Raw genomic sequence first — 12,122 nt, forward strand, 5'->3', positions numbered from 1 at the left:
CAGCGGCAGAAGGTGCTGGCAAGATATTCTGCTGAATTAATCAGCAAATTGTCTCGCCATTGTGTGATCTCTACCTCATTTTAGTACAGGATCTCGATATCTCCTGAATGGCTGTCGATGATCTTGCGTTCATTTACTGGCTGCGGTGGACGATTGTTCGCAGGCCCAACAATGTAGTGAAATTTATCCAGTTGTTCGGCGGAAAGGGCAACCGGCGTTTTCAGGACAGTCCAGCTGACGCCTTCAGTACAGGGAGGTGTAGTTAGCGAACCGCTATAGCGCCAGTAGGTTTTATTGTCGGATAAAAGTTGGTTGATATCGACTGGCGAGAAGATGGGCATACTGTTGTCCTCCATGGTGGGAAATGACTCCCACAGATTTTGAATCGCCTGGTTAGGTTCGCCGACGTCAAACATGACCGCCACGATAGTGACGTCTCCGTGTTGGTTTTTGTGGACTAACTGCAACTCCAGCGGATAGGTTTTACCGTTGAAGGTATGTTCGCTCGGGGCGTGAAAATCTAATTGTTTTAGATAATAAATCTTTCCATCAACTTCAATGGAGTTTGAGGTATAGCTACTCATTGTTGCCTGCAGAGTATGGTTAATGCTCTGAAATCTTGTCGGACCATCAACATATTGCATGTTGAGTGAAGGAAGTCCAAGTTTACGAGTTTTGGCGGTCTGGATATCAATGGGTGATTGATTTATTCCGGTCTGGCACGTTGCATACTCTTTGCTGATTTCTCCCCACTGTGCGGGACCAGATTCTCCGCTATAACCCCATGGCGCGGCCAGCGCGGTCAGTGGCATCAGGTATGCTGTCAGTAAAGTTGTGATAAATAGGTTGAAGCGCATACGTTTACTCAACGAAAATCAATATAAATATTAACAAAATCAATAAATTATTATATCGCTGGAGAACGTCTCAGTATGCTGGTCAATTGTCTGAAAATGGCGTGGTCAGGCAACCACGCCGGAAGGGATTATTTTTTCTGACCGGTAATGCGGCACCACTCTTCTTTCTCGACAACCGGATCGAGCGTAAAGAGTTCGGCATAGGCCTCACAGACGCTTTCCGCCTGGCTGGCAAGAATGCCAGAAAGCCCCAGTAAACCGCCCTCAACGGGCAGTACGCTGATTAACGGTGCCAGTTCACGTAATGGGCCTGCGAGGATGTTTGCGACCACCACGTCGGCTTTCATCGCCTCTGGCTGGTCTTTCGGCAGATAGAGCTCCAGACGCTCAGAAACGCCATTACGCTGGGCGTTATCACGGCTGGCCTGAATTGCTTGCGGATCGATGTCTACGCCGATGGCTTTTGCCGCACCCAGCTTCAGTGCCGCAATGGCAAGAATGCCGGAGCCGCAGCCGAAGTCGATAACCGTTTTGCCGTTAAGATCGAGACCGTCCAGCCATTGCAGGCATAGGGAGGTGGTGGGGTGAGTGCCGGTACCAAACGCCAGACCCGGGTCCAGCATCACGTTGACGGCATTCTCATCCGGGACATCGCGCCAGCTTGGGCAAATCCACAAACGTTCACCAAAGCGCATCGGGTGGAAGTTATCCATCCATTCGCGTTCCCAGTCTTTGTCTTCGAGCTGTTCGATTTTATGCGCGAAGTCTGCACCCAGCAGCGGATGCTGCTCCAGGATGGCAACCACTTCTTTCATGTCGGTTTCTGCATCGAACAAGCCGATAACGTCGGTATCTCCCCACAGGCGAGTCTCGCCCGGCAGAGGCTCAAATACCGGCGTATCATGCGTGTCCTGGAAAGTAATGGAAACGGAGCCCGCTTCCATCAGCGCATCGCTCAACTCTTCAGCGTTGGCACCGGTCGTGTTCAGTTTCAGTTGGATCCATGGCATGGCAAAACTCTTTTATTTATCAGTAGTCAATATGGCGGCTTGCGGGACGGCAGAACCGAAACAGTTGCCGATCAGGAAAGCCAGCAAGCTTATCAGTAACGAGGGCACAATCGGGTGGAAACCCAGGTACTGAATGTTAAATGTAGCGAGTACGGCATAAAGAACGCCGCCGATAATCATCGCGCTCAAAGCGCCCGCGGCGTTTGCCCGTTCCCAGTACAGGCCCAGTACCAGCGGCCACAGGAAGACAGCTTCCAGCCCGCCAAACGCCAGCAGGTTAAGCCAGATAATCATCTCTGGTGGCTTCCAGGCGGCCAGTAGCAGTAACGCGCCGAGCAACAGGGTAATTACTGCCGACATGCGCTTCAGCCGGGTTTCGTTTTTCAGCTGTTCCGGACGCAGGTTCAGGTACAGATCCTTAATGATCGTAGCGGAACTTTGCAGCAATTGGGCATTGATCGTCGACATGATCGCGGCCATGGGGGCCGCGAGGAAGATCCCAGCAGCTACCGGCGGCAACACTTTGACCATTAGCGTAGGGATAACCAGATCCGGCACTGTCAGATCAGGGATCACCGCACGCCCCAACGCACCCGCCAGATGCATACCAAACATCAGGATCGCCACTACGATGGTGCCGATGATAATGCCGCGGTGTACAGCTTTGCTGTCTTTATAAGAGATGCAGCGTACTGCTGTATGCGGCAGCCCAATTACGCCAAAGCACACCAGTACCCAGAATGAGGTCATGAACGTGGGTGACAGAATGTCATCCGCGCCTTGCGGCGAGACCAGTTTAGGGTCGATAGTTTGCAGGGTTACCACCGCATTGCTGAGGCCACCGGCAGCATGAACGACGCCGACCAGCAGAACAATAGTACCAATCAGCATCACCATACCCTGCATGGTGTCGTTCAGTACGCTGGCGCGAAAACCGCCGAACGCCGTATACAATGCGATACTGACGCCAAAAATAAGCAGACCGGTTTCGTAAGGTATACCCGCAGCGGTTTCAAGCAAACGTGCGCCGCCAATAAACTGTACGGTCATTGCTCCGACAAACGCGACCAGCAGGCTAAGGCTTGCCAGCCACACAAGCAGGCGACTCTGGTAGCGGGCAAACAGCATATCGTTGAGGGTAACGGCATTATAACGGCGCGCCAGAATCGCGAATTTCTTACCCAGAATCCCCAAAGAAAGCCAAACGGCGGGCAACTGGATCATCGCCAGCAGCACCCATCCCAGCCCGTATTTGTAAGCGGCGCCAGGACCGCCAATAAACGAACTGGCGCTAATGTAGGTTGCCGTTAGCGTCATGGCTAATACGACCCCGCCCATCGAGCGGCTGCCGAGGAAATATTCATTCAGGAAAGTGCCGGTCGATCTCTTACGCATGGCGTAAACGGAAAGACCGAAGACCACCAACAGATAGGCGACCAGCGGCAAAATAACTTCAAGCTGCATCGTCATCCTCCAACGGAATGTCGCGATAGATAAACTTCACCATCGCCCAGCACAGCACGATGAAAACCAGCGGCGTTAGCAGGCAGGCCATTTCGAACCAGTGTGGTAAGCCGGTAAAACCGAGCGTGGAATCTGGTAAGTAAGCGGCCACTAACCATGTGGCAAGATATAAAAGGGTCAGCCACAGCGCCCAGCGCGCCTCTTTATGGGCCTGAACAAAACGAGCGTCCATTTTTTGTCCCTTGTGGATAAAGAAAGCGGGGATTGTACCTTATGGCACGTGCGGGAGGGGAGAAAAACAAAAGGCCGGAATTTCCGGCCTTTTCAGTTAACGCACGCTTACTTTTCCTGAAGTCCGAGTTTTTTCTCCAGATAGTGGATATTGGTTCCACCGTGCTGGAAATGCTCGTCATTCATGATGCGGATCTGCAGATCAACGTTGGTTTTAATACCGTCGATGATCAGTTCCTGCAATGCGTTTTTCATACGGGCGATCGCTACGTCGCGGTTTTCGCCATAGCAGATCAGCTTACCGATCATTGAGTCATAGTACGGAGGTACGGTGTAGCCTGCGTAAATATGAGACTCCCAGCGCACACCAAAGCCACCCGGCGCGTGGAAACGCGTGATTTTACCCGGGCTTGGCAGGAAGGTGTTCGGGTCTTCGGCGTTGATACGGCATTCTACCGCATGGCCTTTAACCACAACTTCATCCTGCTTGATGGACAGAGGTTGTCCCGCAGCGATGCGCAGCTGCTCTTTGATCAGGTCAACGCCGGTGATCATTTCGGTTACCGGGTGTTCAACCTGAATACGGGTGTTCATTTCAATGAAGTAGAACTCGCCGTTTTCGAACAGGAACTCGAAAGTACCTGCCCCGCGATAGCCGATATCAACGCACGCTTTGGCGCAACGCTCGCCGATGTAGCGACGCAGTTCCGGAGTAATGCCCGGTGCTGGTGCTTCTTCGACGACTTTCTGGTGACGACGTTGCATGGAGCAGTCACGTTCTGCCAGATAAATCGCGTTACCCTGACCGTCTGCCAGCACCTGAATTTCGATGTGACGTGGGTTTTCCAGGTACTTCTCCATGTAAACCATGTCGTTGTTGAAAGCCGCTTTCGCTTCCGCTTTGGTCATGGAGATGGATTGTGCCAGTTCGGCATCGCTGCGCACGACGCGCATACCGCGACCGCCGCCGCCGCCGGAGGCTTTGATAATAACGGGATAACCGATGCGCTTCGCATGAGCGCGGTTAGCGTCCATATCGTCGCCCAGCGGGCCGTCAGAGCCTGGGACTGTCGGTACGCCAGCTTTCTTCATCGCGGTAATTGCGGACACTTTGTCGCCCATCAGGCGGATGGTGTCGGCTTTCGGGCCGATGAAGATAAAGCCGGAACGTTCTACCTGTTCAGCAAAGTTGGCATTCTCAGAGAGGAAGCCATAGCCCGGGTGAATTGCCACTGCGCCGGTGATTTCAGCAGCGCTAATGATAGCCGGGATGTTCAGATAGCTTTTTACGGACGGAGCCGGGCCAATACAGACCGTCTCATCCGCCAGCAATACGTGTTTTAAATCGCGATCCGCGCTTGAATGCACAGCGACAGTCTTGATGCCCAGCTCTTTACAGGCACGCAGAATACGCAGGGCGATCTCACCGCGGTTGGCGATAACAATTTTATCCAACATGTTCGCCTCGTTATTCGATGACGACCAGCGGCTCGTCAAATTCTACCGGTTGACCGCTTTCTACCAGAATCGCTTTCACTACGCCGGATTTGTCGGCTTCGATCTGGTTCATCATTTTCATGGCTTCAACGATGCACAGGGTATCGCCCGCATTCACTTTCTGGCCGATTTCGATGAACGCTTTCGCATCTGGGCTCGGGGTGCGGTAGAACGTACCAACCATTGGGGAGCGTACGATGTGACCACTGATTTCCGCTGCTGCCGGAGCTTCCATACTTGGAGAGGCAGTTTGTGCGACAGCGTTAGACAAAGCTGGCTGCTGCATCACTGGTGCAGCATAAGCCTGTTGCATCATTGGAAAACTTGCAGCTGGCGCCGCACGGCTGATGCGTACAGACTCTTCGCCTTCAGAAATTTCCAGTTCGGAGATGCCTGATTCTTCAACCAGCTCGATCAGTTTTTTAATCTTACGAATATCCATGAGTGGGTTCCGTACTCTTTGTTTAGTGAGATTGTGACAAGCGTTTTACCGCCGTCTGTATAGCATTTTTATAACAGTGAGTGACAAGATGCCACGCATCTCAGGCATTGCACTGGGTGCGGTTGCCATTAAGTGAGATTGCCAGACTTGTTAGTCATTGTGCGGCTATCTTCTGCCATTTTCGGGTAAAAGACAAAATATACCTTCAACATGCGAATGTCACCCTTTCAGCGCTCTAAAAACGCTACCGGGGATAGCAAAGTCGCACATTATAACTATTTCGTAGCAATTGGCAGCTAAATACTGGTCTTATCAGGGAAGATAATCAACCGTTAACATGTAAAGAAAATCGGATCGTCCACATTTTGTAACGCACTGCACATAACGTGAAACTACCGCCACCACTGGCGAAACTTCTTGTAACGGCAGGCTAACAACACCACAGCGAGTGCTGCATAAATAATCGGTTGAGGGGAGATAATTTTTACCGACCACAGATAATGTATGGGTGCCAGGATCGCCACAAGATAGACGAAGTTGTGCAAATACTGCCAATTTTTGCCCAGTTTTCGCTGAGCCGACTGGGTGGAGGTTAACGTGAGGGCGAATAATATGCCCCAACTGGCAATGCCCAACATCAAATAAGGTCGCGTGATTAATTCCCGTCCTAACAGCGCCAGATTATGAATGCCCAGTTCGAGGAGTGCGTAGCTGGTTAAATGCAACGTTGCCCAGGCGAAACACCATAGCCCTAACAGGCGCCGTGTGCGTATCAATAATGGCTGTTTAGCGTAGCGCGCGAGGGGAGAGACCAGTAAGGTCGCCAGCAAGAATTTCAGAGCTGTCCTACCGGTAAAGTGCTGGATATCTTTGACCGGGTCTGCGCTCAGACCACCGTGATTCACCGCCCAAAATAGCCAGACAAACGGTAAAAAGCCGGCAAGATGCAGGCAAACTTTCAGTCCAGTAATGTGCTTTGCAGTCAGGCGCACTTAAAAATTCTCCTGCAGATTAAGACCACGGTACAGCGAAGCGACCTCGTCGGCGTAACCATTAAACAGCAGCGTGGGTTGGCGCTGAACGTCCAGAATACCGCCTGCGCCAATAAAACGCTCAGTGGCCTGGGACCAGCGCGGGTGATCGACATGCGGATTCACGTTGGCATAAAATCCATATTCATTGGGGGCGGCCAGATTCCAGGTTGTCGGGGGGCGTTCGCGGGTTAGTTTAATACTCACGATCGACTTAATGCCTTTAAATCCGTATTTCCACGGCACAATTAAGCGAATGGGCGCGCCATTTTGTGGAGGAAGCGCTTTTCCATAAACCCCCACGGTAAGCAGGGTGAGTGGATGCATTGCTTCATCCAGACGCAGTCCTTCAACATAGGGATACTTCAGCCCGCCGCCAATAAAGCGATCTTTTTGTCCGGGCATCTCATCCGGTGCGTAGATCGTTTCGAAGGCGACATATTTTGCGTTGCTGGTGGGTTCAACCTGCGCCAGCAGTTTATGTAACGGAAAACCAATCCACGGCACGACCATTGACCAGGCTTCCACACAGCGCATCCGGTAAATCCGTTCTTCCAGTGGGAAACGGGCGGTCAGCGCATCGTGATCGAGGGTGAGTGGTTTTGCCACCTCACCACTGATTTTTAACGTCCACGGATCGGTTTTCAGACTGCCAGCATTGGCTGCCGGATCCGCTTTATCGAGACCGAACTCATAGAAGTTGTTGTAGCCAGAAACTTTATCCGCTGGCGTTAAAGGAAGCGAATTTTGCCAGGCGGCGGGTTTACTGAAATCAAGCGGCTTACCCGCGGGCGCGGGCGGGCGGTCATTCCCCTTAAACCAGCTAAGAAGGTCAGCCTGCGCAGAGAGGGGGAAAGACAACGCGGCGGCGCTGATTCCTAATGCTTTCAGTACCTGGCGGCGTTGCATAAAAAAAGCCGACTCGTCAGTGACGTCGGCTTCTGTAAATGGACGTAATTTCTTCATAACAGACTCCCGGCTTACGCGTCATAACTGACAGGGGACGCGTAGTTAATATGGCAGGGAGTCTGTAGATATGCCGCGAAATTTCGTTAATTAAGTGTAAATTTCTGCGCCAGAGCTTGTTACTTCACCTTCACCAGCGTACGACCTTGCACCTGGTTATTGATGATGGCATCGGCAAACTTCGGCGCATCTGCCAGCGTAATCTCCGTGGCGGCCTGAGCATAGAAAGAGTCCGGTAGATCCTTAACCAGACGCGCCCAGGCTTCTGCCCGGCGTGCCGGCGGGGTCATCACCGAGTCCACCCCTTGCAAACGAACGTTACGCAGAATAAATGGCATCACCGTCGTCGGCAGAGCGAAACCGCCAGCCAGACCGCAGGCGGCAACGCAGGCACCGTAGTTCATCTGTGCCAGGACTTTTGCCAGAACTTTGTCGCCAACGGTATCAACCGCACCAGCCCACAGCTGTTTTTCCAACGGGCGAGATTCAGCAAATTCATCGCGGCTAAGGATACGGTTAGCGCCCAGGCTCTTCAGGTAGTCGTGAGTGCTTTCGCGACCCGAAACCGCCGCAACCTGATAACCCAGCTTATGCAGTAATGCCACGGCCGTGCTGCCCACGCCGCCGCTGGCGCCGGTGACGACAATCTCACCGTCTTGCGGGCGAATACCTGCATCTTCAAGCGCCATGACGCACAGCATGGCGGTAAAGCCAGCGGTACCGATGACCATGGCTTTACGTCCGTCCAGCCCTTGTGGCAGCGCAACCAGCCAGTCGCCTTTCACGCGTGCGCGTTCGGCCAGTCCACCCCAATGATTTTCACCCACGCCCCAGCCGGTCAGTAAAACTTCCTGACCTGCATGAAAACGGGGATCTTCGCTTGCGCGCACGGTACCGGCGAAATCGATACCAGGAATCATCGGAAAATTGCGAATGATTTTACCCTTGCCGGTGATAGCCAGGGCGTCTTTATAGTTCAGGCTTGACCAGTGGACATCCACCGTCACATCGCCTTCCGGTAGCTGATTTTCGTCGAGGGGTTGAACGGATGCGAGGGTTTTTCCGTCCTGCTGTTCTAAGATCAAAGCCTGCATAACCTGTCCTCAATTCGTATAGTGGATTGGAAAATTATTAATGAAGACTATACTCGCTAATCAAAACATGATGCCGATTCCGCGCAATAAATTGCCAGATATACCTAATTTGGTAGTATGCCCACACTGTTTGTATAAATGGACGGATTTTGCGTTCAGTTTTGCATTTTCGCGCCGCTTTATCACTTTCATGCCTGTTTCATAACTGTCGGAGTTAACACAAGGATGCGATTAACGACGAAATTTTCAGCTTTTGTGACGCTGCTTACAGGGTTAACGATCTTCGTAACTCTGATCGGTTGCTCGCTGAGTTTCTATAACGCGATTCAATATAAGTTCACCACCCGTGTTCAGGCGGTGGCGACAGCGATTGATACGCACCTTGTCTCCCGCGATGTCGTTGCGCTAACCCCGCAAATCGATGAACTGATGGTTTCGGTTGATATCGTGCGCGTCGAACTGCTACAGGGCGAACACGTGGTGTATGACCACTCCCGAACCAGTAGCTACCGCCCGGCGGGGACGAACAATCTGTATCGTGATGTCACCGTCCCGTTGGTCAAACACCCGGGCATGTCGCTGCGTCTGGTTTATCAGGATCCAATGGGCAACTATTTCCATTCGCTGATGACTACCGCGCCACTCACGTTGGCGATTGCTTTCATTATACTGATGCTCTTTTTGTCTGTGCGCTGGCTTCAGCGTCAGCTTTCAGGTCAAGAGTTGCTGGAGATTCGTTCAACGCGCATTCTTAACGGCGAACGTGGACCGAACGTGCGGGGGACTGTTTATGAATGGCCTGCGCGTACCAGTAGCGCGCTCGATATGCTGCTGACCGAAATTCAAAGTGCCCGCGAGCAACGTAGCCGACTGGATACGCTGATTCGTTCCTATGTGGCGCAGGATACAAAAACCGGGTTAAGCAACCGCCTGTTCTTTGATAACCAACTGGCAACGCTGCTGGAAGATCAGGAAAAAGTGGGATCGCATGGCGTCGTGATGATGGTACGCCTGCCGGACTTTACGCTGCTGCGCGATAGCTGGGGAATTACCCTTGCGGAAGAACAAATTTCAACGCTAATCAATTTGTTGTCGACTTTTATGACGCGCTATCCGGGCGCGTTGCTGGCGCGCTACCACCGTAGCGATTTTGCCATCCTGTTGCCACACCGCACGCTGAAAGAGGCGGAAAGTATTGCCGGGCAATTATTAAAAGCGGTAGATGCGCTTCCGGCTAATAAAATGATCGACCGTGCCGATATGGTTCATATTGGCATTTGTGTTTGCCGCAGCGGTCAGTCGACGGAACAAGTGATGGATCACGCCGAAGCCGCCACGCGGAACTCGGTATTGCAGGGTGGGAACAGTTGGTCGGTCTATGATGACTCACTACCGGAAAAAGGTCGGGGTAACGTACGCTGGCGAACGCTGATCGAACAGATGCTCAGCCGGGGTGGACCAAGAATTTATCAAAAGCCTGCGGTAACCCGTGAAGGACGGGTGCACCACCGGGAGCTGATGTGCCGTATTTTTGATGGCAGCGAAGAGGTTATTTCGGCGGAATATATGCCGATGGTCCTGCAGTTTGGCCTGGCAGAAGAATATGACCGCCTGCAAATCAGCCGTCTGATCTTACTGTTGGGCTATTGGCCGCAGGAAAACCTGGCGATGCAGACAACGGTTGAATCGCTAATTCGCCCACGTTTTCAGCGCTGGCTACGTGATACGCTGATGCAGTGCGAAAAATCATTACGCAAACGCATAATTATTGAACTTGCTGAGGCAGATGTCTGTCAACATATCAGCCGGTTACAGCCCGTCATCAGATTGATGAATGCGCTGGGTGTGCGAATTGCCGTTACGCAGGCGGGTTTAACGCTGGTGAGCACCAGTTGGATCAAAGAGCTTAACGTTGAGTTATTGAAGCTGCATCCAAGCCTGGTGAGGAATATTGATAAGCGAACCGAAAACCAGCTCCTGGTGCAAAGCCTGGTGGAGGCTTGTTCTGGAACACCAACGCAGGTTTACGCCACGGGCGTTCGTTCGCGTAGCGAGTGGCATACGCTGACGGAACGCGGAGTTGCGGGTGGGCAAGGGGATTTTTTTGCCGCATCACAGCCACTTGACACTAACGTGAAAAAATATTCGCAAAGATACTCGGTTTAACCTGCCGTTTAATTCGTTTTCACGTAGAATAACGCGCGCTGTGCCTTCTGGGGGTGTGCTTGTCTGCTCGCCAGGTTGTAACAGCAAACATGCAGGTGAATGACCTTTGACAGGTTGCAAACAAAAGCGAGGAGTGCTGCTGATTTATTCAGCCCTGATGGACTCAGGCCGATTTTGTAACAAAGGAAACGAACTGCACTAATTTTCACCGTAGCAGATGATTTTTGCGCCTTGTCGCTGCTGCGTGTGGTTGGTAAAGTAAGCGGATTTTGTTTTCCGCCCCAGCTTTCAGGATTATCCCTTAGTATGTTGAAAAAATTTCGTGGCATGTTTTCCAATGACCTGTCCATTGACCTGGGTACCGCGAATACCCTTATTTATGTAAAAGGACAAGGCATCGTATTGAATGAGCCTTCTGTTGTGGCCATTCGTCAGGATCGTGCCGGCTCGCCAAAAAGCGTAGCCGCAGTGGGCCATGACGCGAAGCAGATGCTGGGTCGTACACCGGGCAATATCGCTGCCATTCGCCCAATGAAAGACGGCGTTATCGCTGACTTCTTCGTGACTGAAAAAATGCTCCAGCACTTTATCAAACAAGTGCACAGCAATAGCTTCATGCGCCCAAGCCCGCGCGTACTGGTATGTGTACCGGTTGGAGCAACTCAGGTTGAACGCCGCGCGATCCGTGAATCCGCTCAGGGCGCAGGCGCCCGTGAAGTATTCCTGATCGAAGAGCCGATGGCGGCTGCGATCGGGGCGGGTCTGCCAGTTTCTGAAGCAACCGGTTCTATGGTTGTGGATATCGGTGGTGGTACAACTGAAGTTGCCGTTATCTCCCTGAACGGCGTGGTTTATTCCTCTTCTGTACGTATTGGCGGTGACCGCTTCGACGAAGCCATCATTAATTATGTTCGTCGTAACTACGGTTCTCTGATCGGTGAAGCCACCGCAGAACGTATTAAACACGAAATCGGTTCCGCTTATCCGGGCGACGAAGTGCGCGAGATCGAAGTTCGCGGCCGTAACCTGGCAGAAGGTGTTCCACGCGGCTTTACCCTGAACTCCAACGAGATTCTGGAAGCCCTGCAGGAACCGCTGACCGGTATCGTGAGCGCGGTGATGGTTGCACTGGAACAGTGTCCGCCAGAACTGGCGTCTGACATCTCCGAACGCGGCATGGTACTGACCGGTGGCGGTGCTCTGCTGCGTAACCTTGACCGTCTGTTAATGGAAGAAACCGGTATTCCAGTTGTTGTTGCTGAAGATCCGCTGACCTGCGTGGCGCGCGGTGGCGGCAAGGCGCTGGAAATGATCGATATGCACGGCGGCGACCTGTTCAGCGAAGAGTAATCGGATGCAGGTAG

General features: G+C 52.4%; 11 protein-coding genes. 2 read left to right on the forward strand and 9 right to left on the reverse strand.

Going from position 1 to position 12,122, the window contains the following annotated elements; translation table 11 throughout:
* Positions 1 to 80 precede the first annotated feature (80 nt).
* From HV314_RS02365 to acuI, 9 genes are all read right to left on the reverse strand, one after another.
* Positions 81 to 812 (reverse strand): carbonic anhydrase, encoded by a 732-nt coding sequence (locus HV314_RS02365; protein WP_239006817.1) that lies wholly within the window; start codon positions 810 to 812, stop codon positions 81 to 83.
* Between the two features lie 173 nt (positions 813 to 985).
* Positions 986 to 1,867, reverse strand: coding sequence for a 50S ribosomal protein L11 methyltransferase (prmA, locus tag HV314_RS02370; protein ID WP_181547243.1), 882 nt, complete (start codon positions 1,865 to 1,867; stop codon positions 986 to 988).
* A 12-nt stretch (positions 1,868 to 1,879) separates the two neighbouring features.
* The gene (panF, locus tag HV314_RS02375) at positions 1,880 to 3,331 is read right to left on the reverse strand and encodes a sodium/pantothenate symporter (protein ID WP_181547245.1); all 1,452 of its coding nucleotides are present in this window, start codon (positions 3,329 to 3,331) and stop codon (positions 1,880 to 1,882) included.
* A complete protein-coding gene (locus HV314_RS02380) occupies positions 3,321 to 3,563 on the reverse strand; it encodes a YhdT family protein (RefSeq protein WP_016154721.1) in 243 nt (80 codons plus the stop codon). Before HV314_RS02380 ends, panF begins: the two co-directional genes overlap by 11 nt.
* A gap of 107 nt (positions 3,564 to 3,670) precedes the next feature.
* Positions 3,671 to 5,020: an acetyl-CoA carboxylase biotin carboxylase subunit gene (gene accC, locus HV314_RS02385; RefSeq protein WP_003828838.1), complete on the reverse strand. Its 1,350-nt coding sequence runs from the start codon at positions 5,018 to 5,020 to the stop codon at positions 3,671 to 3,673.
* A 10-nt stretch (positions 5,021 to 5,030) separates the two neighbouring features.
* A complete protein-coding gene (accB, locus tag HV314_RS02390; protein WP_003025210.1) occupies positions 5,031 to 5,501 on the reverse strand; it encodes an acetyl-CoA carboxylase biotin carboxyl carrier protein in 471 nt (156 codons plus the stop codon).
* A 392-nt stretch (positions 5,502 to 5,893) separates the two neighbouring features.
* Positions 5,894 to 6,493, reverse strand: a complete 600-nt coding sequence (msrQ, locus tag HV314_RS02395) for a protein-methionine-sulfoxide reductase heme-binding subunit MsrQ (RefSeq protein ID WP_016157592.1) — start codon at positions 6,491 to 6,493, stop codon at positions 5,894 to 5,896.
* Positions 6,494 to 7,498: a protein-methionine-sulfoxide reductase catalytic subunit MsrP gene (gene msrP, locus HV314_RS02400; protein ID WP_016157591.1), complete on the reverse strand. Its 1,005-nt coding sequence runs from the start codon at positions 7,496 to 7,498 to the stop codon at positions 6,494 to 6,496.
* Between the two features lie 119 nt (positions 7,499 to 7,617).
* On the reverse strand, positions 7,618 to 8,592 hold the full coding sequence (gene acuI / locus HV314_RS02405; protein WP_181547247.1) for an acrylyl-CoA reductase (NADPH): 975 nt from the start codon (positions 8,590 to 8,592) through the stop codon (positions 7,618 to 7,620).
* Positions 8,593 to 8,817: 225 nt separating this feature from the next.
* Here acuI and csrD point away from each other — a divergent pair, with 225 nt between their 5' ends.
* Together csrD and mreB are read left to right on the forward strand one after the other, a co-directional pair.
* On the forward strand, positions 8,818 to 10,758 hold the full coding sequence (csrD, locus tag HV314_RS02410; RefSeq protein ID WP_016154717.1) for an RNase E specificity factor CsrD: 1,941 nt from the start codon (positions 8,818 to 8,820) through the stop codon (positions 10,756 to 10,758).
* A 306-nt stretch (positions 10,759 to 11,064) separates the two neighbouring features.
* Positions 11,065 to 12,108 (forward strand): rod shape-determining protein MreB, encoded by a 1,044-nt coding sequence (gene mreB, locus HV314_RS02415; RefSeq protein WP_000913396.1) that lies wholly within the window; start codon positions 11,065 to 11,067, stop codon positions 12,106 to 12,108.
* Positions 12,109 to 12,122 lie beyond the last annotated feature (14 nt).

The organism is Citrobacter sp. RHBSTW-00887, assembly GCF_013728095.1.
Lineage (GTDB): Bacteria > Pseudomonadota > Gammaproteobacteria > Enterobacterales > Enterobacteriaceae > Citrobacter > Citrobacter braakii.

Excerpts from the sequence above, each read along its gene's own strand:
- HV314_RS02365 (WP_239006817.1), bottom strand. The coding sequence starts at position 812 with ATGCCACTGACCGCGCTGGCCGCGCCATGGGGTTATAGCGGAGAATCT.
- prmA (WP_181547243.1), bottom strand. The coding sequence starts at position 1,867 with ATGCCATGGATCCAACTGAAACTGAACACGACCGGTGCCAACGCTGAA.
- panF (WP_181547245.1), bottom strand. The coding sequence starts at position 3,331 with ATGCAGCTTGAAGTTATTTTGCCGCTGGTCGCCTATCTGTTGGTGGTC.
- HV314_RS02380 (WP_016154721.1), bottom strand. The coding sequence starts at position 3,563 with ATGGACGCTCGTTTTGTTCAGGCCCATAAAGAGGCGCGCTGGGCGCTG.
- accC (WP_003828838.1), bottom strand. The coding sequence starts at position 5,020 with ATGTTGGATAAAATTGTTATCGCCAACCGCGGTGAGATCGCCCTGCGT.
- accB (WP_003025210.1), bottom strand. The coding sequence starts at position 5,501 with ATGGATATTCGTAAGATTAAAAAACTGATCGAGCTGGTTGAAGAATCA.
- msrP (WP_016157591.1), bottom strand. The coding sequence starts at position 7,498 with ATGAAGAAATTACGTCCATTTACAGAAGCCGACGTCACTGACGAGTCG.
- acuI (WP_181547247.1), bottom strand. The coding sequence starts at position 8,592 with ATGCAGGCTTTGATCTTAGAACAGCAGGACGGAAAAACCCTCGCATCC.
- csrD (WP_016154717.1), top strand. The coding sequence starts at position 8,818 with ATGCGATTAACGACGAAATTTTCAGCTTTTGTGACGCTGCTTACAGGG.
- mreB (WP_000913396.1), top strand. The coding sequence starts at position 11,065 with ATGTTGAAAAAATTTCGTGGCATGTTTTCCAATGACCTGTCCATTGAC.